Origin of the sequence: Luteimonas soli (assembly GCF_042648865.1) — a bacterium.
In the GTDB taxonomy this organism is placed as follows: Bacteria; Pseudomonadota; Gammaproteobacteria; order Xanthomonadales; family Xanthomonadaceae; genus Luteimonas; species Luteimonas soli.
Genome location: NZ_JBHRYA010000001.1, coordinates 328,467 through 351,040, shown reverse-complemented (window position 1 = coordinate 351,040; position 22,574 = coordinate 328,467). Strand labels below are relative to the sequence as shown.

Below are 22,574 nucleotides of genomic sequence, written 5' to 3'. Positions count from 1 at the left end.
TGAAAAAACGTACTGGAGCGGGTCGGCTTTCCCAATGCCCCTGCCACGGGATTACCGGTATTGCGGGAGCCGGCGCGATGCCGGCTCCGATTCTTGCGTTACCAACCGAAGCCGGCGCCGACGCCCACCGAGGACTCGTCACCGCTGAACGCACCGCCGATGGTGATCACCGCGCGATCGCTGATCGCACGCTGGTAACCGACCGAAAGCGCACTCTCGCCGCCCTGGAAGCCGACGCCCACGCCCACGCGGTTCTGCGTGCGGATGCCGGCGGCACTGGTCGCCATGTTGAGCATGGCCGCGCCCATCGCGCCCTGTTTGTCGATGCGGCGATCCTGCTCGGCCAGACGGTGGTCGATCTCGCCCTGGAACGCGGCGAACGTGTCGTCCCATTCCGCGAACTTGGCGTCGGTGTAGGCGTTGGCCTGCGACAGCGTCTGGGTGGCGGTGGTGTCGACGTAGCTCTTCGTCTCGGCATCCATGGCGGCCACGCTACCGCCGCCGTTGCTGGCGACCTGCTGGTTGCCGCCGGTCACCGCAGCCCCCTGGCCAACCGAGGTATCACCGGTCCCGGTGGCCACGGTGTCTGCATTGCCACCGGCGTCGTCATTGCCGGCGATGACACTGCTCCTGCTGCCGCTCCCGGTCGGCTGGCCATCGCCATTGCCGCTGGCGCTGCTGCCGGAGGGGGATTCAAGCTGGCTGACACGGCTATCCAGGCCGCTGATCGCACCATCAAGCGCACTGAGCGCATCGCCGACGTTGAAGTAGCTGCCGCCCTGGATCATGTACGTCGGCGCCGAGATCGTGCCGAACGCCGTCACCGCCGCGCCGCCGCCCAGCATCTGGGCGGTGCTGTCGAGCGCACCGTACAGCTGGCCTCCATTGACCGCGTCCATGCTCCCGGCGCTGACCGAACCGGCAGCGACGTTGCCGATCACGGTGCCCTCCTCTCCCGCCAGGGTCACGGTGTCCTTGCTCTCGTCGTCGTACTGCACGACGCCGTCGGCAAGGTCGCCGATGCTGCCGGCGACTTCGTCAAGCTGGGACTTGTTGACGGCGTCCGTGGCTTCGGTACCGGCGGCCACGTTGGTGACCTGGCGCTCGCTTCCGACGTCGCCGACGGAAACGGTGTTGTCGCGATCGGCAACCGAGTAGGCACCCAGCGCGACGCTGTTGTCCGCGTTGGCGATCGAGTATGCACCTGCCGCGAGGCTATCGACGCCGTACGCGGTGCTGTAGAAGCCCAGCGCGACGCTGTTCGCACCGCTGGCCCAGGACTCCGCGCCGAGCGCGCTGGCGTTGTCGCCGGCCGCGTACGCGAAGTAGCCGAGTGCCGTGCTTTCGGCGCCTTCGGCCGCGGTCAATGTGCCGACCGAGGTGCTGTAGTCACCGGACGCGCCCGCGCCCGCGCCAAACGCCGCGGCACTCTCTCCCGTGGCCTGGGTGGAAACGAAGAAGCCAGCCCCCGGGATCAGGTCCACCACACCGCCGACTGCGACGCTGCTGGTGCCCACTGCGGCCGACGAGGTGCCGACCGCCGTGCTGTAGTCGCCGATCGCGTTGGCCACCGCGCCGAACGCCGACGACTGCGCACCGGTCGCGTACGCGCCCACGCCCGCCGCCGTCGCCGCGAACCCGTCGGCATTCGCGCTCGCGCCGATGGCCGTGCCACCGACGCCTGCGCTGGTTGCGCCGGTATCCACCGGCACGCCGCCGCTGGTGATCAGCGGGTCGCCGTTCTCGTCCACCGCGTTGCCGCCCACCGCCACCGCGGCCGGGCCGGTCGCCTGCGCGTTCTGGCCGAACGCGGCGCTGTTCATGCCCGTGGCCAGCGAGTTGAAGCCCACCGCCGTCGCGCCGTCGGCCAGCGCGTTCGCGCCGCTGCCGTACGCCGAGGCACCTGCGCCGATCGCATTGGTCGCCTCGCCCGCGGCCGTGGCGTTGATCCCTTCCACGTACGCGCCCACGCCCGGGTTGTCCGGGTCGTCGCTGGCCTGGAAGAAGTGGTCGGTGTTGTCCGCCGTCTTCGCCACTTCCTGCAGCTGCGCCACGTTCACCGCGTCGTTGTCTTCGATGCCGTCGCTGACGTTGGTGATCCGGCGCGTGGCCGGGTAGCCGCCGTTGCCGGTGCCGTTACCCACCGACACCACGTTCGCCTCGCTGGCGCGCGAGCCCGAACCCAGGGCCACGCTGTTCTCGCCGTTCGACCACGCGCTCGCGCCGATCGCCGTGGCGCCGTCCGCGTAGGCGAACGTGTCCTGGCCCAGCGCGGTCGCGCCGTCGCTGGTCGCCCAGGCGAACTGGCCCAGCGCCGTGCTCTGGTCGCCCGTCGCCCACGCCGTGCCACCCACCGCCGTGCCGTCTTCGCCGCTGGCCAGGGCGCCGGAACCGACGCCGACCGACGCGTAGCCGCTGGCTTCGGACGATTCACCCACCGCCGTGCTGCCATCGCCCAGCGCCAGTGCCTGCGTACCCACGGCGGTGCTGAAGTCACCGATCGCGTTGGCCACCGCGCCGAACGCCGACGACTGTGCGCCGGTCGCGTACGCGCCCACGCCGACCGCCGTCGCCGCGAAGCCTTCGGCGTTCGCGCTCGCGCCCAGCGCCGTACCGCCAACGCCCGCGCTCGTCGCGCCGGTGGTCACCGGCTCGCCGTTCATCGTGATCAGGGGATCGCCGTTCTCGTCGACCGCGTTGCCGCCCACCGCCACCGCGGCCGGGCCGGTCGCTTGCGCGTTCTGGCCGAAGGCCGCGCTGTTCATGCCCGTGGCCAGCGAGTTGTAACCCACCGCCGTCGCGCCGTCGGCCAGGGCAAAGGAGCCGCTGCCGTAGGCCGATGCGCCGTCGCCGATCGCGTTGGCTGCTTCACCGGCCGCCGTGGCGTTGATGCCTTCCACGTACGCGCCCACCCCCGGGTTGTCCGGGTCGTCACTGGCCTGGAAGAAGTGATCGGTGTTGTCCGCCGTCTTCGCCACTTCCTGCAGCTGCGCCACGTTCACCGCATCGGTGTCCTCCGTGCCCGCCGCCACGTTCGTGACCTGGCGCTCTGCGCCGGCGCTGCCGACCGACACGCTATTGTCGCGGTCGGCAACCGAACCCGCACCAAGCGCCACGCTGTTCACGCCCGAAGCGTTCGCGCCTGCGCCCAGCGCGGTCGCACCGTCCGCGGTCGCGAACGCGCTCTCGCCCAGCGACGTGCTGCTCGCACCGCTCGACCAGCTGTTCCAGCCGATCGCCGTCGCGTACTCGCCCGTTGCCCACGCGCCATTGCCGAATGCCGCCGCACCCGTGCCGCTGGCTTCTGTCGAGATCAGGCCGAAGAGCGTGCTGCCGCCCACCGCAGTCGACTCCTCGCCCGTCGCCAGGCTGTACTCGCCTACCGCCGTGGCGCTCACGCCACTGGCATTGGCCGCCACGCCCACCGCCGTGGCGTAGTCGCCACCGGCGTCGGCGCCGTAGCCGATCGCCGAGCCCAGGTAACCGGCTGCCGCGCTGTAGCTGCCGATCGCCGAGGCCCCCACGCCCGATGCGTCGCTGCGGAAGCCGGTCGCCGTCGCCTGCTGGCCCGATGCGATCGATTCGCTGCCCAGCGCGGACGCGTACGCACCCGAGGCGTCCGCGCCTTCACCGAAGGCGCTCGCCCCGATCTGGCTTGCGTTCGACGCAAAGCCAACCGCAGTCGAGTCCTCGCCGCTGGCCGTCGACTCCGCGCCCAGCGCGGTCGCCCCGTCGGCGCTGGCGGTGCTGAAGTAGCCCACCGCCGTCGACTCGACGCCGCTGGCTTCGCTCAGCGCGCCATTGGCTGTGCTGCCGTCGCCGATCGCATACGCCGCCGCGCCCGTCGCCGTGCTCTGCTCGCCCAGCGCCGCGCTCTCGGCGCCGACTGCGGTCGAGTACTCCGCGGCCGCCTGCGCCATCGCGCCCAGCGCCGCACTGTTGGCGCCGTTGGCCGTGGCGTTGAAGCCGATCGCCGTGGCGTTCAGCTCCATCGCCATCGCGCCGCTGCCATAGGCCGATGCGCCGTCGCCGATCGCGTTGGCTGCCTCACCGGCCGCCGTGGCGTTGATGCCTTCCACGTACGCGCCCACGCCCGGGTTGTCCGGGTCGTCGCTGGCCTGGAAGAAGTGGTCGGTGTTGTCCGCCGTCTTCGCCACTTCCTGCAGCTGCGCCAGGTTCACCGCGTCGGTGTCTTCGGTGCCCGCCGCCACGTTGGTGACCTGGCGCTCTGCGCCGGCGCTGCCGACCGACACGCTGTTGTCGCGGTCCGCCACCGAACCTGCGCCCAGCGCGACGCTGTTGTCAGCCAGCGCAGCCGACAGGAAGCCGACTGCGGTACTGTCGACGTTGGCCGCATAGCTGCCGCTGCCCAGCGCGCTCGCGCCGTCCGCGTCGGCCGTCGCCACCGCGCCGATCGCGGTCGACTGCACGCCCCAGGCTTCCGCCTGCGCGCCCACCGTCGTCGCGCCCAGCTCCATCGCGTAGGCGCTTTCGCCCACCGCGGTCGCGCTGTCGCCTGCGGAATAACTGTTCCAGCCCAGCGCCGTCGAATACTCACCGGTCGCCCAGGCGCCGTTGCCGAACGCCGAGGCGCCGGTGCCGGTGGCCTGCGTCGGGATCAGGCCGAAGAACGTCGCGCCACCCACCGCGGTCGATTCCTCTCCCGTGGCCTGGCTCGATTCGCCCACGGCCGTGCTGCTCGCGCCCTGCGCGACCGAGGCGTAGCCCACCGCCGTGCTGTAGTCGCCCAGCGCGTTGGACACCGCGCCGACCGCGGTCGATATCTCGCCGGCCGCCGTCGCGCCGACGCCGAACGCCGACGCCGCGAAGCCGGCCGCGTTTGCCGTCGCGCCCACGGCGGTGCCGCCCACGCCTGCGCTGGTCGCCGCCAGTTCGATCGGGTCGCCGTTACCGTCGACGATCAGCGGGTCGCCGTTCTCGTCGACCGCGGTGCCGCCGATCGCCACGCTGGCTGGACCGTCGGCCTGTGCGCCCTGGCCGAAGGCCGCGCTGTTCTGGCCTACCGCCAGGGCGTTGAAGCCCACTGCGGTCGCGTTCTGGCCGATGGCATTGGCGCCGCTGCCGAACGCGGATGAGCCGTCGCCGATGGCATTGCTCGCCTCGCCCGCCGCCGTGGCGTTGATCCCTTCCACGTATGCGCCCACGCCCGGGTTGTCCGGGTCGTCGCTGGCCTGGAAGAAGTGGTCGGTGTTGTCCGCCGTCTTCGCCACTTCCTGCAGCTGCGCCAGGTTCACCGCATCGGTGTCTTCGGTGCCCGCCGCCACGTTGGTGACCTGGCGTTCGTTGCCGATGTCGCCCACCGATACCGTGTTGGCACGGTCGGTGTACGAGTTCGCACCCAGCGCCACGCTGTTGTCCGCGTCGGCCCAGGCCAGGAAGCCGACTGCGGTGCTGTCCGTCGCCGCCGCATAGCTGCCGCTGCCCAGCGCGCTTGCGCCGTCCGCATCGGCCGTCGCCACCGCGCCCACCGCGGTCGACTGCACCCCCCAGGCTTCCGATTGCGCGCCAATGGCGCTGGCGCCCAGTGCCGAGGCGTAGCTGTTTTCACCCAGCGCCACCGACGAATCGCCGCTCGACGTGGCCAGCAGGCCGATCGCCGTGCTGGAATCCCCCGACGCATAGGCGCCCGCGCCGAACGCCGAGGCGCCATAACCGCTGGCCTCGGTGCCGACCAGGAAGCCCCAGCCCGGGATCAGGTCGGCCAGGCCGCCGACGGCCACGCTCGACTCGCCCGTCGCCGCGCTGCCGTAACCCACCGCCGATCCATAGTTGCCTTGCGCATTCGCGAATGCACCCAGGGCCATCGAATAGTCGGTCATCGCGGTCGCGCTGTAGCCGAATGCGGTCGACTGCAGCCCCATGGCCTGCGCACCGGCGCCACCGGCCGAACTGAACGCGCCCAGCGCCTGCGCGCCCGCGCCCAGCGCCGTCGCCCCTACTTCGCCCGCGAGGGTCTGGCTGTCCAGCAGCACTTCGCCGGTGTCCGGATCCTCGTAATACAGCTGGCCGCCGATCGCGGTGGTGGAATCACCCGCGGCCTGCGCCCCCTGGCCGAATGCGGCACTGTTCTGCCCGTCCGCCACGCTGTTGTAGCCCACTGCCGTGGCGCCGGTGCCGAATGCATACGTATTGGCGCCGTAGACCGAAGTCCCGTCGCCGAACGCGTTGCTGTTCTCACCCGCGGCCGTGGCGTTGTCGCCGTCGATGAACGCACCAAGGCCCGGGTTGTCCGGATCGTCGCTGGCCTTGAAGAAGTGGTCGGTGTTCTCCGCCGTCTTGGCCACCTCGTCGAGTTGGGCCTTGTTCACCGCATCGGTGTCTTCGGTGCCCGCCGCCACGTTGGTGACCTGGCGCTCGTTGCCTTCGCTACCCACCGATACCGTGTTCTCCCGGTCGGCCAGCGAGCCCTGGCCCAGCGCCACGCTGCCGTCCGCGCTCGCCGTCGAATCGCCGCCCAGTGCCAGGCTGTTGTCGCCCGAGGCCGTGGACAGGTTGCCCACCGCCGTGGCGTTGCTGCCCGGTGCCCAGGCCCCACCACCCACGGCGACCGCGAAGTCGCCCGAAGCTTCGGTCGGCAGGAACCCCAGCAGCGCGCCGCCCACCGCCACGCTGTTGTAACCGCTGGCGATCGCGTTTGAACCCAGCGCGGTCGCATCTCCGCCGCTTGCCGCTGCCGCGAAGCCCAGCGCGGTATCCGTGCCGCCGGTGGCTTCGGCGCCGTAGCCGAATGCCGAATCGCCGAAGCCGCTGGCTACGCTGTAGCCGCCCACCGCCGTGGAACCGTCGCCCGCGGCGTCGCTGCGGAAGCCGTTGGCCGTGGCCTGAAGGCCCGAGGCCGATGCCTCGGTGCCGGTCGCGGTGCTGTACGCGCCCGAGGCGTTCGCACCCGCACCGGTCGCGGTTGCGCCGATCCCGGTTGCCATCGCGCCCGCGCCCAGCGCGGTGCTGTCTTCGCCCGAGGCGACACTCCCCTGGCCCAGCGCGGTCGAGCCGTCGCCGCTCGCGTCACTGCCCTGGCCGAACGCGGAGGCACCATCGCCGGTCGCGCGCGCGCCGGCGCCGGCGGCAATCGCATTGGCGCCGCTGGCGTACGCGGTGAAACCGATCGCCACCGAATCCAGGCCACGTGCCTGCGCGCTGTAGCCAAGCGCGGTGCCGTGCAGGCCGTAGGCCTGCGCATTCGAGCCCACGGCCGTGCTGGCGGCGGTGTTGGCGATGGCGTTGGAGCCGAGCGAAGTGGCGTTAGCCTGTAGCGCGCGTGCGTTGTTGCCCATTGCGGTGGTGCTGACACCGACCGCCTGGGCGGCATGGCCGACCGCGGTCGCTGCCGCGCCATTGGCCACGGCAGCATCGCCGCAGGCGAGCGAAGCGGGCCCGGTCGCGGTCCCTGCCGCATTCCCCTGATTGCTCCCTTGGTCGCAGACCTGCTTGGCCAAGGCCGGCGCCGAGACCACCACACCGGCAAGGATCACCGCCTGGAGCAGTCGTGCGCCCTTGCCCTTGCCCTTTGCCTTCGCCAGTTCCGATGCAACGACGACACCACGCTCGACACTCCAGATCTTGCGGTAAATGCGGTTCATGGACTCATTCCCCTACGGATTTTGATGGCGAAGATGACGCTGGCCGCTCGGCTTGCCGCCGGGCGGTCAATGGATGGTGACGACTCCGAATTTGCTGGTTGTGCAGGGGGAACGCCGTTCCCCACGACGAACAATTGCCTGGCGGCCATGTGGCTGAACGGGCCCCAAACCGCAGCTGTCCTCCCCGATACTCGCCGCTCGGATTTTGGGCGTCAAGTTGCGGCACTTTCCGCCTGATTTTGTCAGCTGGCGACGGAGCGGGAATTTTTACAGGAAGAATTACATTCCTTTTCAATAAGTTGAGATGTGAAAGCAAGGTGTCGCGGAACGTCATCTTCTGACGCAGCGCACAACGAAAAAGCCCGCCATCTCACGATGCCGGGCTTCGGGTGCAGCCGATCAGGGATCGGAAGACTCAGTCCATGCGCATCCGCACGTTGCGGAACATCCGCAGCCACGGCGAATCCTCCGGCCAGCCGTCCGGCGCCCAGCTGAGGTTGGCAGTGCGCGGGGTGCGTTCGGGGTGCGGCATCAGGATCGTGGCGCGGCCGTCCTCGCTGGACAGGCCGGCGATGGCGTCGGCGGAGCCGTTGGGGTTGGCGGGATAGTTGGTCGCCGGGCGGCCATCGCCCTGCACGTAGCGCAGCGCGACGCGGGCAGCGGCCTGGTCGGTCGCGCTGGCGAACTCGGCGCGACCTTCGCCGTGGGCGATGGCGACGGGGACCCGCGAACCGGCCATGCCGCGGAAGAACAGCGACGGCGACTCGACCACTTCCAGCATCCCGAAGCGTGCCTCGAACTGCTCGCTGCGGTTGCGCAGGAACTGCGGCCAGTGCGCCGCGCCCGGGATGATGTCCCGCAGCTGCGACATCATCTGGCAGCCGTTGCACACGCCCAGCGAGAACGTGTCGCCGCGGGCGAAGAAGGCTTCGAACATGTCGCGCAGCGCCGTGCGCTCGAGGATCGAGGTGGCCCAGCCGCGGCCGGCGCCGAGCACGTCGCCGTAGCTGAAACCGCCGCAGGCGACCATGCCGGCGAACGACGCCAGGTCGGCGCGGCCGGCAATCAGGTCGCTCATGTGCACGTCGACGGCCTCGAAGCCGCTGCGCACGAACGCCGACGCCATCTCGACCTGGCCGTTGACGCCCTGCTCGCGCAGGATCGCCACGCGCGGCTTGGCGCCGGTGTTCACGTAGGCCGCGGCGACATCGTCGGCTGGATCGAACGTGAGCTTCGGCTGCAGCCCGGGCGCGTCGAAACGGCGCGCGGCGGCACGCTCCTCGTCGGCGCATTCGGGATCGTCTCGCAGCTTCTGCATCGCGTGGCTGGTCGACCACCAGGCATCGAACAGCGTCTCCCAGTGCCACTCGACCAGGGTCTTGCCGTCGTCGGTGATGCGGATCGCCGGCGCGGTGCTGGGTCGGGCGATGCGCTGGGCACATTCGATCAGGCCGTGGCGCGCGACGAGGTCGGCGAATTCGGCGCGGTGCTCGCCGCGGATCTGCACGATCGCGCCGAGTTCCTCGTTGAACAGCGTGCGGCACACGTCGTCGGCGCGGTCGCCTCCCCAGCCTTCGAGCGAGATGTCGAGGCCCAGGTGCGAGCAGAACGCCATCTCGCACAGCGCGGCGAAGGCTCCGCCGTCGGAGCGGTCGTGGTAGGCGAGCAGCAGGCCCGCCTGGCGCGCGTCGCAGACCAGTTCGAACAGCCGGCGCAGGCGCTGCGGGTCATCGAGGTCGGGCGCGGCGCCGCCGAAGGCGTCGAAGCACTGCGACAGGATCGAGCCGCCCAGGCGCTGGCGCCCGGCGCCGAGGCCGAGCAGCCAGATCTCGGTGTCGGCATCGCGCGACAGCAGCGGCGTGAGCTGGCCGCGCACGTCGGGCACCGCGGCGAACGCGGTCACCACCAGTGACACCGGCGAGACGGATTTGTGCGCAACGCCATCTGCGTGCCACTGCGCCTGCATCGACAGCGAGTCCTTGCCGACCGGGATCGACAGGTCGATGTCCGGACACAGCCCCATGCCCACCGCCTTCACCGCGTCGAACAGGCGCGCATCCTCGCCGGGGTGGCCGGCAGCGGCCATCCAGTTGGCGGAGAGCTTGATCCGGTCGAGCGATTCGACCGGCGCGGCGCACAGGTTGGTGATCGCCTCGCCCACGGCCATGCGCGCAGCGGCGGCCGGGTCGATCAGCGCGACCGGCGTGCGTTCACCGATCGCCATCGCCTCGCCGGCGTGGCCCTCGAAATCCGCCAGCGTGATCGCGCAGTCGGCCACCGGCAGCTGCCACGGCCCGACCATCTGGTCGCGCGCGGTCAGCCCGCCGACGCTGCGGTCGCCGATGGTGACCAGGAAACTCTTCGACGCCACCGTCGGATGCGCGAGCACGCGCAGGCCGGCCTCGTGCAGGTCGAGCGTGTCGGTCGACAGCGACGCCCAGCGCGAGTGGCGCGGGCGGCGGGCGTCGCGGTGCATCTTCGGCGGCTTGCCGAAGAGGACGTCCATGGGCAGGTCGATGGGGTGAGGCCTGCCCGCATCGGCGGCCTCCACGATCGCACCGTACCCCACGACCAACCGTTCCTCCGCCGTCGCCGTGCCCACCACCGCGAACGGGCAGCGCTCGCGCTCGCACAGCGCGGAAAACTCGGCCAGCTGCGCCTGCGACACCCCGAGCACGTAGCGCTCCTGCGATTCGTTGCACCACAGCTGCAGCGGCGACAGCGAGGGGTCGTCGCTGGGCACCTTGTCGAGGTCGATCACGCCGCCCACACCGGAGTCGTGCAGCAGCTCGGGAATCGCGTTCGACAGGCCACCGGCACCGACGTCGTGGCACCACAGGATCGGGTTGTCGTCGCCGAGCGCGACGCAGCGGTCGATCACTTCCTGGCAGCGGCGCTCCATCTCCGGGTTGTCGCGCTGCACGGAGGCGAAGTCGAGGTCCTCGGCGCTTTCGCCCGAGGCCACCGAACTGGCCGCGCCACCGCCCAGGCCGATCAGCATCGCCGGGCCGCCGAGCACGATCACCGCATCGCCCGGTGACAGCAGGGTCTTCTCGACCATTGCGCGGTCGATCGCGCCGAGGCCGCCTGCGAGCATGATCGGCTTGTCGTAGGCGCGCACCAGCGGCGCGTCGCCGCCGTGCGCGGGCTGCTCGAGTTCGAACGAGCGGAAATAGCCGGTGAGGTTCGGCCGCCCGAACTCGTTGTTGAACGCGGCCGCGCCGAGCGGGCCGTCGAGCATGATCTCCAGCGCCGGCGCCATGCGCGGGTTCAGCGCGCGCGGGTGTTCCCACGGCTGCGGCAGCGCGGGAATGCGCAGGTGTGAAACGGAAAACCCGCACAGCCCGGCCTTGGGCTTGCCGCCGCGGCCGGTCGCGCCCTCGTCGCGGATCTCGCCGCCGGCACCGGTGGACGCGCCGGCGAAGGGCGAGATCGCGGTCGGGTGGTTGTGGGTTTCGACCTTGATGCAGAACGCGCTGTCGCGCATCGGCTCGGCGCGATATGCATTCGTCTTCGGATCGGGACGGAAGCGCTTCGCGGGGTAGCCCTCGACCACCGCGGCGTTGTCGCTGTAGGCCGACAGCGTGTATTGCGGCGTCTGCGCGTGGGTGTGCTTGATCATCTTGAACAGCGTCTGCGGCGCGCCATCGCGCTGCATGTCCTGCCCGTCGATGGTCCACGAGGCGTTGAAGATCTTGTGCCGACAGTGCTCGGAGTTGGCCTGCGCGAACATCATCAGCTCGACGTCGCTGGGGTCGCGGCCGAGCTCGCCGAAGCGTTCGCGCAGGTACTCGATCTCGTCGTCGGCCAGCGCCAGGCCGAGGCGTGCGTTGGCTTCCTCGAGCCCGGAAAGCGCGATGCGCTCGACCTCGCCGCGCACGGGGACGCGGAACAGTTCGCCGGCCTCGTCGTGCGAGGCGAGCAGCGACTGCGTCATCGGATCGTGCAGCAGCTGCGCCAGCGCCGATTGCACGCCGGGATTGTCCGGCCAGCCGGCAACGTCGATGCGCAGGCCGCGCTCGACGCGCTTGACGGCCAGGCCTGCGCCGCGCAGCAGTTCGCCGGCCTTGCTGGCCCACGGCGAGATCGTGCCCAGGCGCGGGGCGACGTAGCGCGAAACCGCCTCGTCGTCGCGCGGCGCGACGGCGTCGCCTGCCTGCAGGATGCGGTGCAGGACGGCGCTGTCGATGGATTGCCCAGCGTCGACCGGTTCGACCCAGTAGACGTGCCAGGCGCCGGCCACGCGGACGTTCGGCGACAGGGCGCGCAGGCGGGATTCGAGGCGTTCGCGGCGGAACGGCGACAGGGCCGGCTGGCCCTCGAGGACGATCATGTCCGGAGGCGGTCGGGAGCTGCGGGGGGCGTCATTGTAGCCGGAGCCGGGAACCCGGAAGCAGGCAATCGGCGGCCGTGCGTGGCGTACGCCTTCACCGATTCCGGATTCCCGATCCCGCCTCCGATTACCGGCTCCCGGCGGCGCCCGCGCCCGTCGCCCGTGCCGCCAGCTTGTCGAGCGCGGCGCGCAGCTCCTTCGGCGGCATGTAGCCGGGCATCGCCGTGCCGTCGGGTGCGACGATCAGCGGCGTGCCGGCCAGGCCGATGCGCTGGCCGACGTCGTATTCCATCGTCACCGGGTTGGTGCAGTTGCGCGTGGGCACCCTGCGGTCGTTCTTGGCGTCGGTGAGGGCCTGCTTGCGATCGCTCGCGCACCAGACGTTGACCATCTTCTGGAAGTCCGCGCTGCCCAGCCCCATGCGCGGGAACGCCAGGTACTGCACCGCGATGCCCTCGCGGTTGTAGTCGTCGATCTGCGAATGCAGCTTGCGGCAGTAGCCACATTCGACGTCGGTGAACACTGCCACGGTGTACTTCGGGTTCGGCGGCGAGAACACGATGCGGTCCTTGACCGGGATCGTCTTGAGCAGGTCGCGGCGCAACCCGGCCAGGCTGGCCTCGCTCAGGTCGCGCTTGGCGTCCATGTCGTACAGGCTGCCCTGCAGCATGTAGCGGCCGTCGTCGCTGACGTACAGCGTCTGCCCGCCGACGATGACCTCGCGGAACCCGGCCAGCGGCGCCGCGTCGATGTGCTCGATCCGGATGTGCGGGTTGAGCTTGCGAATCGCGTCGCGCGCGCGCTCGTCGGCGGAGCCCGGTTCGACCTTCGGCGCGCTGGCCGTGGCGGCCGGCTGCGTGGCGGACGCGGGGGCGGCGGGATCGGCTGCCGGCGGGCTGTCGGTCTGGGCGCAGGCGCTCAGGCTGAAGGCGCCGAGCACGGCGAGGAGATAGGGTTTCATGCGGGTTCCGGGGGCAAGACGCGAATGCGCGCATTGTCGCACGCGGTCCGACCGTCGCGACCTGCGGGCGGTCCCCGCGTTCAGCCCCGGCTGGCCGGCTCAGGCGCGCGGATGGTGCTTCGAATGCAACTGCTTGAGGTGCTCGCGCGCGACCAGGGTGTAGATCTGCGTGGTCGACAGCGAGCTGTGCCCGAGCAGCATCTGCAACGCGCGCAGGTCGGCGCCGTGGTTGAGCAGGTGGGTGGCGAAGCTGTGGCGCAGGCCGTGCGGGCTGACCTTGGCCGGATCGATGCCTGCGGCGGCGGCGTAGCGCTTGACCAGGGTCCAGAACTGCTGCCGGCTGGGCGCCTCGCCACGGGTGCCCAGGAACAGCGGAAGCAGGCTGCGCCTGCCGGCCAGCTGCAGGCGGGATTCGGCGAGATAACGCTCCAGCCAATGCTGCGACTCCTCGCCCAGCGGCACCAGCCGCTCCTTGCTGCCCTTGCCGGTCACGCGCAGCACGCCCTGGCGCAGGTTCACCGCGGTGGCCGGCAGGCCGACCAGTTCGCTCACGCGCAGGCCGGCGGCGTACATCAGTTCGAGCATGGCGCGGTCGCGCAGGCCCAGCGGCGTGGCGACGTCGGGGGCGGCGAGCAGGGCGTCGATCTGGCTTTCGGCCAGCGCCTTGGGCAGCGAGCGGGGCAGTTTCGGGGGTTCGAGCAGCGCGGTGGGGTCGTCCCGGCGCTGGCCCTGGCGCACGCGATGGCCGAAGAACGCCCGCAGCGCCGACAGCAGGCGCGCGTTGCTGCGCGGCGACCAGCCGTGCCGGGTCCGCCAGGCGAGGTATTCGAACAACCCTGCCCGGTCCGCGCCGGCCAGCCCGCCCTGCGCCCCGTCGCGCCAGCGTGCATAGCCTTCGAGGTCGCGGCGGTAGCTGTCCAGCGTCTGCCGGGCCAGGCCGCTCTCGGCCCAGATCGCGTCGATGAATGCTTCGATCGCCCGCGCGTCGGCGTCCTGCAGCGGTGGCAGGTTGGTGGTGAGTGCGCGGCGGTCGGCGGGGGTGGTCACTGGGGGCTGGGGGCTGGGGGCTGGGGGCTGGGGGCTGGGGGCTGGGGTGAAGCGTAGCGCGACAGTTCGGGATGAGGCCGCGCTTGCCCGCGCCGGAGCTTTTGCATCTGCATTTGCAGGAGCGGCGGAAGCCGCGAGCTCTTGCCTTGGCCCCTCCCCCTGCGAAGGCAGGGGGAGGTTGGGAGGGGGTGTCCACGGTTCAACCTGATCCGAAAGACACCCCTCCCCGGCCCTCCCCTGCCTTCGCAGGGGAGGGAGCAAGGAACCGTGGCTCCCGGGCGGCGCCCGGTATCCTGTCGCGCATGTCCGACGAAACACCCGGGAACGCCACCACCCCACCCCGTCCGCTCATCGGCTGGCGCCTGCTGGCCCTGTTCTACGACTTGTGGCCGGCGCTGGCGCTGTGGATGCTGGCGTCGCTGTGCTTCACCCTCGGCTACACCATCGCCGGGCACCACGATCCGCACGAGAACATCGCCCCGCTCAGCGGCTTGCAGTGGCTGCTCTGGCTCACCTGCTGGCTGCTCAGCGGGCTGTACGCGGTGCTCAGCTGGCGCCGCGGCGGGCAGACGCTGGGAATGCGGCCATGGCGGCTGGTGGTGGCAGGCGCGAACGGGAACTTGCCCTCGTGGCGGGCGCTGTGCGTGCGCTACGCGGTGGGGACGGTGTCGCTGCTGGCGGCGGGGCTGGGGTTCTGGTGGGCGTGGGTCGATCGCGACCGCCTGGCCTGGCATGACCGCGCCAGCGGCACGCGGATGCTGAGGAAGCCCAAGCCGTAGAGCCTGCCCCGGACTTGATCCGGGTCGGGGCTACGCCCCCGACGGTTTTCGTGACAGCGAGTCGTACGGGTCGAGCCGCCAATCGCGGCTGCCATCCTTGGCGTCACATTGCCGGCTTCGGATCGCCCTGCCCGGCCATCCATGGCCGGGCGTTGGCCCACGCGCGAGGCAATGCCTCGCAAACGCGCGTGCTCACCCGCTCCTGCGCCTGAACAGCCACGCCGAAACGCCCAGCATCACCACCGGCGGCATCAGGTAGGCGATGCGGTAGTCGAAGCGGTACACGCCGGCCAGCTTCACGAACTGCATCTGCAACAGCCAGAAGCCGAGTGCGAACACGATGCCGATGAACAGCCGCTTGCCGGCGCCGCCGCTGCGCAGCGTGCCGAAGGCGAACGGGATCGCCGCCAGGCACAGCGCCAGCACGTTGAGCGGGTAGAACCAGCGACCCCAGTAATGCTCTTCGAACTCGCTGGCATCCAGGCCGTTGCGCTTGCGGTAGTTGATGCCGTCGCGCAGGTCGCGCGCGGACATGTAGCGCGGGCGCCACAGGTTGCTGGCGCTGGCGGCCAGCGCGGCCGCGTCGAGCTGCGAGGTCCAGTGCTCCTCCATCACCTCGGTCTGGGTGACGGAATTGCCTTCGAAGTAGGTGCGCTTGACTCCGCGCAGCAGCCAGCCGCTCTTGCGGTGCTCGGCGGTGGCCACGCGCGCGATCGATTCAAGCCGGCCGTCGTCCGCGAACTCGAACAGGCGCACGTCGTCGAGCTCCAGCCAGGTGTCCTTGCCGTCGGCGTGTTCCTGCCCGTTCTGCGCGTTGAGGAAGATGTCGCCCTCGCGCGCCCACAGCCCCGAGAACTGCGCCACGGCCATGTCCTTCGACTTGGCCGCGGTCTTCATGCCGTCGGCGCTGCGCTGTCCCCAGGGGCCGAGCGTCTCGCCGTTGACCATCATCAGCGCGGTCAGCACCAGCAAGGGCGCCGCCACCGACAGGCTCAGCCGCCGCCGCGACAGGCCCAGCGCGCGCAGCGCGGTGAGCTCGGAACTGGCGGCCAGCTGCCCCAGCGCCATCAGCGCGCCGATCACTGCCACCGTGGGGAACATCGTGTAGGCGCGGCGCGGGATGGTGTAGACGATGTAGGTCACCGCATCGAGCAGGCCGTAGTTGCCTTTGCCGACATCGCCGAACTCACTGATCATGGCGTTGACCACGTCCAGGCCCACCAGCACGGTCCAGGTCAGCAGCACGGTCATCACGACCATGCGGCTGACGTACAGGTCGTGGATCTTCGGGAACGGCGCCATCACGCGCCCCCCCTGGCCGCGCGCCCGACCCTCGGCCGGCGCATGCGGCCGTCGCGCAGGTAGGCCCACGCCGCGAACGCCAGCAGCGGCAGCAGCAGCCACCACAGGCCCATCGCCAGCGGCAGCTTGCCCTTGGCCAGCCAGTCAGTGCCCATCCACATCAGGTTGGTGCCGACCATGTAGGCGAGGAAGCCGAGCATCACCCGGCCATAGCGCGTCTGCCGCGGCGAGCTGCGTCCCAGCGGCACCGCCAGCAGCGCGAACGCCAGCGCCAGCAGCGGCGGCCCCAGCCGGTAGTGCAGCTGCGCGACCGCCTCCGGGCGCGGGTCTCCCAGCAGCGCGCTGGTGGGCATGCGCTCGGGATCGGTGTCGTCCGACTCGGCGTCGACGTCGGGCAGCCTCAGGTCGTTGCTGGCGTAGCGCATCAGGCGGTAGTCGCGGCCGGCGCCCAGGGGGCCTTCGACCTCGAAGCCCTGGTCAAGCGTCAGGTAGCGCTCCTCGCCGTCGACGTTGAGCTGGCCGTGGCGCGCGGTGGTGACGTCGAGGCGGTCGCCGTCCTGCCGGTAGACGAACACGCGCGACAGCCGGGTGCCGTCGTTGGACATCGAACCCACGTACACCACCCCGCCGCCGCCGGGCAGCTCGATGAAGCGCCCCGGCTCCAGGCCCGCCACCAGCAGGCTGCGGTTGCCGGCCTCGACCATCCCCCGCGCGTAATCCCGCGCCCACGGCCCCAGCCACAGCGAGCACAGCGCGATCACCGCCACCACCGGCAGCACCAGCATCATCAGCGGCCGCAGCAGGCGCCGCGGGCCGACCCCGATGGCAGTGAGCACCGGCATCTCCGAGTCGCGGTACAGCCGCCCGACCGCCAGCAGCAGCCCCAGCATCAACCCCAGCGGCAGGATCAGCGGCAGGTAGTTGAGCAGCTGCAGGCCCAGCTGGGCCAGCATCATCCCCGCCGGCACCCGCCCGCGGGCGATATCGCCCAGCACGTCGGCGAACACCCCGCCCAGGCTGACGATCATCAGCACCACCAGGGTAGCGAAGGTGGCCTGCGCGAACTCACGGAACAGCCAGGAATCGAGCTTTTTCGGCATCGGGCGGGGGTTGCCTTAGAATTGGGGGTCCAACCGCGTCATGTCAGCCGCAGCGCCAGCGGCCTCCGGCCGCCATGGTGAACGGGCAATTGTAAGGAACACTTCCCGGGACCTGTGAGGATTCGTTCATGCCAGCCATGGACGAGCCGGGCTTCACTTTCCGTTCGCTGCCGCGCGGCCATCCGCTTTTCCAGAAGAGACCCATAAAGACCCCATGACCCTCGAATTCGCGCTGAACCCGTCCGCACCCGTCTCCGCCACCACCGATTGCCTCGTCGTCGGGGTCTTCGCCGACAAGTCGCTGTCCCCGGCCGCGCAGGCCGTCGACGGTGCGAGCAGCGGCCGCCTGCAGGCCCTGGTCGAGCGCGGCGACGTGTCCGGCAAGACCGGCCGCACCGCGCTGCTGCACGACCTGCCCGGCGTCACCGCGCCGCGCGTGCTGGTCGTCGGCCTGGGCGAGAAGGCCAAGTTCGCGGTGCCGCAGTACCTGAAGGCCGTCGCCGACGCCGCGCGCGCGCTCAAGGGCGGCGCCGGCGCGAGCGCGCTGTTCACCCTGTCCGAACTCGAGGTCCCCGGCCGCGACAAGGCCTGGAACATCCGCCAGGCCGTGATCGCCGCCGATCACGCCAGCTACCGTTACACCGCCACCCTGGGTGACAAGAACAAGGCGAAGCACGACGACAGCGGGCTGAAGTCGCTGGCCATCGCCGGCGACGACGCCACCGCGCTGGCGCAGGGCGTCGCGATCGCCGAAGGCGTCGAGTTCGCGCGCGGCCTGGGCAACCTGCCGGCCAACATCTGCAACCCGGCGTACATCGCCGAACAGGCGCGCAAGTTCGCCGCCGACAACGGCGCCGAGTCCGAGATCCTCGACGAGCAGCGGATGGAAGCGCTCGGCATGGGCTCGCTGCTGGCCGTCGCGCGCGGCTCGGCCAACCGCCCGCGCCTGGTGGTGCTGCGCTGGAACGGCGGCGGCGACGCCAAGCCCTTCGCGCTGGTCGGCAAGGGCATCACCTTCGACACCGGCGGCGTCAACCTCAAGACGCAGGGCGGCATCGAGGAAATGAAGTACGACATGTGCGGCGGCGCCACCGTGATCGGCACCTTCGTCGCGGCGGTGAAGATGAAGCTGCCGATCAACCTCGTCGTGGTGGTGCCTGCGGTGGAGAACGCCATCGACGGCAACGCCTACCGCCCGTCCGACGTGATCACCAGCATGTCCGGCAAGACCATCGAGGTCGGCAACACCGACGCCGAGGGCCGCCTGATCCTGTGCGACGCGCTGACCTACGTGCAGAAATACGAACCGCAGGCGACCGTCGACGTCGCCACGCTGACCGGCGCGTGCATGGTCGCGCTGGGCCGCTACGCCTCGGGCCTGATGACCAAGCACGACGACCTCGGCAACGAACTGCTGGCCGCGGGCGAGAACGTCTTCGACCGCGCCTGGCGCCTGCCGCTGTGGGACGAATACCAGGGCATGCTCGATTCCACCTTCGCCGACGTCTACAACATCGGCGGCCGCTGGGCCGGCGCGATCACCGCCGGCTGCTTCCTGTCGCGCTTCACCGAAGGCCAGCGCTGGGCGCACCTGGACGTCGCCGGCACCGCCAGCGGCGAAGGCAAGCGCGGCATGGCGACCGGCCGGCCGGTGGGCCTGCTGAGCCAGTGGCTGCTGGACCGCGCCTCCGGCGCGGCGTGATTCGTCATTGGTGATTGGTGATTCGAAACGGCAAAAGCCGCCTTTGAAACGCCGATCACCACACACCTGCTCTTGCCAATCACCAATCACCAGTCACTCTCGATGCCGCGCGCCGACTTCTACCTCATCGCCAAGCCGCGCTTCCGCGACGAACCGCTGAAGCTGGTCTGCGAACTTGCACGCAAGGCCCACGATGCCGGGCTGTGGACGCTGGTGCTGGCGCGTGACGCGGGCCAGGCCGAGGCACTGGACGACATGCTGTGGGACATGGGCGAGGACGCCTACATCCCGCACCAGATCGCCGGTGCCGACGTGGACGAGGACGAAGCGGCGGTGCTGATCGCACCACCCGAGGTCGACGCGCCGCTGCGCCCGCTGGTGATCAACCTGCGCGACGCGGCGGTGGAAGGCAGCTTCGAGCGCGTGCTTGAAGTGGTGCCGGCCGACGACTCCGCGCGCGAACCGCTGCGCGAGCGCTGGAAGCAGTACAAGGCGCGCGGACTGGACGTGGCCAAGCACGACATGTAGTGGAAGCGCCAGGGCCATGCCCTTGGCGCTTTCTCCCCCTTTGAAAAAGGGGGATTGAGGGGGATTTGCCGTTGCTCTTGCCATTCCGCAAGAGCAAATCCCCCATACCCCCTTTTGCAAAGGGGGTAAAAGCAGATGGTTTCCTTTTAACCGCAGTCCCACTCCGCCATTCGAACCATGACCACCCTCGCCACCGGCTACGACCCCAAGTCCTTCGAAACCCGCCTCTACGCTCAGTGGGAATCCAGCGGCGTGTTCGCGCCGGCGGGCGACGGGCCGGCGTACACGATCCTGCTGCCGCCGCCGAACGTCACCGGCACCCTGCACATGGGCCACGCGTTCCAGCACACGCTGATGGACGCGCTGGTGCGCTACCACCGCATGCGCGGCTTCCGCACGCTGTGGCAGATGGGCAGCGACCACGCCGGCATCGCCACCGAGATGGTGGTCGGCCGCAACCTGGCGCTCGAAGGCAAGGGCGAAACCCGTGATTCCCTGGGCCGCGAGAAGTTCATCGAAAAAGTCTGGGAGTGGAAGGCGCAGTCGGGCGACACCATCGAACGCCAGATGCGCCGCCTGGGCGCCAGCGGCGACTGGTCGCGCAGCGTGTTCACCATGGACCCGATGGCGTCGGACGCGGTCATCGAGGCCTTCGTGCGCCTGTACGAGCAGGGCCTGGTCTATCGCGGCAAGCGGCTGGTGAACTGGGACCCGGTGCTGAAGACGGCGATTTCGGACCTGGAAGTCGAGAACCGCGAAGTGCCCGGCCACATGTGGCACTTCAAGTACCCGCTGGCCGGCAGCGAAACCTACGAGTACATCGAGCGCGACGCCGACGGCAACGTCACCCTGCGCGAGACCCGCGACTACATCGCCATCGCCACCACCCGTCCGGAAACCATGCTCGGCGACGGCGCGGTGGCGGTGCATCCGTCCGACGCGCGCTACGCGCCGATCGTCGGCAAGCTGTGCGAGATCCCGGTCGGGCCGAAGCAGCATCGCCGCCAGATCCCGATCATCGCCGACGAGCACCCGGACCCGGACTTCGGCTCCGGCGCGGTCAAGATCACCGGCGCGCACGATTTCAACGACTACCAGGTCGCGCGCCGCCACGACATCCCGCTCTACGCGCTGATGGACGACGCGGCGCGGATGCGCACCGACGGACTCGGCTACGGGGAGAGTGCGGCCATTGCCGGGCGTGCCGCGCGCGGCGAGGACGTCGGCGACGTGTCGGCCGTGAACCTGGTCCCCGACGACCTGCGCGGCCTGGACCGCTACGAGGCCCGCGCCCGCGTGATCGAAGCAATCACCGCCGAAGGCCTGGCCGTCACCGACGCCGAAGGCGCGCCGGTGGTCGACAACAAGCCGATCATGCAGCCGTTCGGCGACCGCAGCGGCCAGGTGATCGAGCCGTTCCTGACCGACCAGTGGTTCGTGAAGATGGACGGGCTGGCCAAGCGCGGCCTCGAACTGGTCGAAGGCGTCGATGGAAAGCCGGGCGAAGTGAAGTTCGTCCCGCCGAACTGGATCAACACCTACCGCCACTGGATGGAGAACATCCAGGACTGGACCATCAGCCGCCAGCTCTGGTGGGGCCACCGCATCCCGGCGTGGTTCGACGACGCGGGCAACGTGTACGTGGCCCGCACCGAAGAAGAGGCCTACCGTAGGGCGGGTTTCAACCCGCCGGGCAAGGGCGGTGATGCGGAAGGCGGTTCGAAGGACGGCGGGTCAAGACCCGCCCTACGGCAGGATCCGGACGTGCTGGAGACATGGTTCTCGTCGGCGATGTTCCCCTTCAGCACCCAGGGCTGGCCCAACGAGGACGCGATGGGCGAGCGCGGCTTCGACGTCGCGCTGCCGACCAGCGTGCTGGTCACCGGCTTCGACATCATCTTCTTCTGGGTCGCGCGGATGATCATGATGACCGACCACCTGGTCGGCCGCGTGCCGTTCCGCGATGTCTACATCACCGGCCTGGTGCGCGACTCGCACGGGCAGAAGATGTCCAAGTCCAAGGGCAACGTGCTCGATCCGCTGGACATCATCGACGGCATCACCGCGGACGCGCTGGTCGCCAAGCGCACCACCGGCCTGATGAAGCCGCAGGACGCGCCGAGGATCGAAAAGGCCACGCGCAAGGAGTTCCCGAACGGCATCAACGCCCATGGCGCCGACGCACTGCGCTTCACCATGGCCGCGCTGGCCGGGCCGGGCCGCGACATCAAGTTCGACCTCTCTCGCGCCGAGGGCTACAAGAACTTCTGCAACAAGCTGTGGAACGCGACCCGCTTCGCGCTGATGAACACCGAGGGTTTCCAGCCCTCCCCTTCAAGGGGAGGGTTGGGTGGGGATGGGTGTGCCCTGCAACCCGTCACCGACGCGGAGAAGTGGATCCTCGCGCGCCTGGACGCGGTCAGCGCCGAGGCCGCCGGACACTTCGCCAGCTACCGCTTCGACCTGCTCGCGCAGGCGCTGTACGAGTTCGCCTGGAACGAAGTCTGCGACTGGTTCGTGGAGCTGGCCAAGCCCGCCCTGCTGGGCGACGACAAGGCCGCCGCCGACAGCACCCGCCACACCCTGCTCCACGTGCTCGACGCGCTGCTGCGGCTGCTGCATCCGCTGGTGCCGTTCGTCACCGAGGAGCTGTGGCAGGCGATTGCGCCGAAGCTTGGCAAGTCCGGCAGCATCATGGTCGAGCCGTACCCGCAGGCCGGCGACCTCGACACCGCCGCCTACGCGCGCGCCGATGCCGACATCGAGTGGCTCAAGGCGATGGTCTCGGCCGTGCGCCGGATCCGCAGCGAGCTGGGCGTGTCGCCGTCGAAGCAGGTGGCGCTGCTGGTCCGCGGCGGCGGCGCCGACGATGCCGCGCGCATCGCCCACCTCGACGCGCAGCTGCGCTTCCTGTGCCGCGTCGAACGCATCGAAACGCTGGACGGCGAACCGCCGGCCGCCGCGCCCGCCCTGGTCGGCGAACTGCAGCTGTTCGTCCCGCTCGAAGGCCTGGTCGACCTCGCCGCCGAGCGCACCCGGCTGGACAAGGAGCTGGCCAAGGTCGCCGCCGAGAAGGGCAAGAGCGAGACGAAGCTGGCGAAGTTCGGCGGCAACGTCCCTCCGGCCGTGGTCGAGCAGGAGCGCAAGCGCCTGGCCGACTGGAGCAGCAAGCTCGAGGCGCTCACCGCGCAGCGCGCGCGGCTGGACTGACCGCTCGCGGC

10 protein-coding genes are annotated in these 22,574 nt (G+C 70.3%); 4 read left to right on the top strand and 6 right to left on the bottom strand.

Annotated elements, in window-relative coordinates:
- Nucleotides 1-98: 98 nt before the first annotated feature.
- From ACFONC_RS01590 to xerD, 4 genes are all read right to left on the bottom strand, one after another.
- Complete coding sequence (locus ACFONC_RS01590; protein ID WP_386741814.1) at nt 99-7,601, bottom strand: ESPR-type extended signal peptide-containing protein; 7,503 nt, start codon at nt 7,599-7,601, stop codon at nt 99-101.
- A 415-nt stretch (nt 7,602-8,016) separates the two neighbouring features.
- Nucleotides 8,017-11,934 carry a phosphoribosylformylglycinamidine synthase gene (gene purL / locus ACFONC_RS01585; RefSeq protein ID WP_386741813.1) on the bottom strand — a complete coding sequence of 1,306 codons (3,918 nt, stop codon included), beginning with the start codon at nt 11,932-11,934 and terminating at the stop codon, nt 8,017-8,019.
- A gap of 127 nt (nt 11,935-12,061) precedes the next feature.
- Complete coding sequence (locus ACFONC_RS01580) at nt 12,062-12,895, bottom strand: DsbC family protein (RefSeq protein WP_386741812.1); 834 nt, start codon at nt 12,893-12,895, stop codon at nt 12,062-12,064.
- Nucleotides 12,896-12,994: 99 nt separating this feature from the next.
- Nucleotides 12,995-13,942, bottom strand: a complete 948-nt coding sequence (xerD, locus tag ACFONC_RS01575) for a site-specific tyrosine recombinase XerD (RefSeq protein WP_386741811.1) — start codon at nt 13,940-13,942, stop codon at nt 12,995-12,997.
- A 302-nt stretch (nt 13,943-14,244) separates the two neighbouring features.
- Between xerD and ACFONC_RS01570 the strand changes: the two genes are divergently transcribed.
- Nucleotides 14,245-14,721 carry an RDD family protein gene (locus tag ACFONC_RS01570; RefSeq protein WP_386741810.1) on the top strand — a complete coding sequence of 159 codons (477 nt, stop codon included), beginning with the start codon at nt 14,245-14,247 and terminating at the stop codon, nt 14,719-14,721.
- Between the two features lie 192 nt (nt 14,722-14,913).
- Here ACFONC_RS01570 and lptG read toward each other — a convergent pair whose 3' ends face one another.
- Nucleotides 14,914-16,092: an LPS export ABC transporter permease LptG gene (lptG, locus tag ACFONC_RS01565; protein ID WP_386741808.1), complete on the bottom strand. Its 1,179-nt coding sequence runs from the start codon at nt 16,090-16,092 to the stop codon at nt 14,914-14,916.
- Nucleotides 16,023-17,123, bottom strand: a complete 1,101-nt coding sequence (gene lptF, locus ACFONC_RS01560) for an LPS export ABC transporter permease LptF (RefSeq protein WP_386741807.1) — start codon at nt 17,121-17,123, stop codon at nt 16,023-16,025. The genes lptG and lptF overlap by 70 nt, the downstream gene beginning before the upstream one ends.
- A 214-nt stretch (nt 17,124-17,337) precedes the next feature.
- Between lptF and ACFONC_RS01555 the strand changes: the two genes are divergently transcribed.
- From ACFONC_RS01555 to ACFONC_RS01545, 3 genes are all read left to right on the top strand, one after another.
- Complete coding sequence (locus ACFONC_RS01555; protein WP_386741806.1) at nt 17,338-18,825, top strand: leucyl aminopeptidase; 1,488 nt, start codon at nt 17,338-17,340, stop codon at nt 18,823-18,825.
- 102 nt (nt 18,826-18,927) lie between these two features.
- Nucleotides 18,928-19,353, top strand: coding sequence for a DNA polymerase III subunit chi (locus ACFONC_RS01550; protein ID WP_386742207.1), 426 nt, complete (start codon nt 18,928-18,930; stop codon nt 19,351-19,353).
- A gap of 177 nt (nt 19,354-19,530) precedes the next feature.
- Nucleotides 19,531-22,563 carry a valine--tRNA ligase gene (locus tag ACFONC_RS01545; RefSeq protein ID WP_386741804.1) on the top strand — a complete coding sequence of 1,011 codons (3,033 nt, stop codon included), beginning with the start codon at nt 19,531-19,533 and terminating at the stop codon, nt 22,561-22,563.
- Nucleotides 22,564-22,574 lie beyond the last annotated feature (11 nt).

Coding starts and splice junctions, on each gene's coding strand:
- ACFONC_RS01590 (WP_386741814.1), bottom strand. CDS start 7,601: ATGAACCGCATTTACCGCAAGATCTGGAGTGTCGAGCGTGGTGTCGTC.
- purL (WP_386741813.1), bottom strand. CDS start 11,934: ATGATCGTCCTCGAGGGCCAGCCGGCCCTGTCGCCGTTCCGCCGCGAA.
- ACFONC_RS01580 (WP_386741812.1), bottom strand. CDS start 12,895: ATGAAACCCTATCTCCTCGCCGTGCTCGGCGCCTTCAGCCTGAGCGCC.
- ACFONC_RS01570 (WP_386741810.1), top strand. CDS start 14,245: ATGTCCGACGAAACACCCGGGAACGCCACCACCCCACCCCGTCCGCTC.
- lptF (WP_386741807.1), bottom strand. CDS start 17,123: ATGCCGAAAAAGCTCGATTCCTGGCTGTTCCGTGAGTTCGCGCAGGCC.
- ACFONC_RS01555 (WP_386741806.1), top strand. CDS start 17,338: ATGACCCTCGAATTCGCGCTGAACCCGTCCGCACCCGTCTCCGCCACC.
- ACFONC_RS01550 (WP_386742207.1), top strand. CDS start 18,928: ATGCCGCGCGCCGACTTCTACCTCATCGCCAAGCCGCGCTTCCGCGAC.
- ACFONC_RS01545 (WP_386741804.1), top strand. CDS start 19,531: ATGACCACCCTCGCCACCGGCTACGACCCCAAGTCCTTCGAAACCCGC.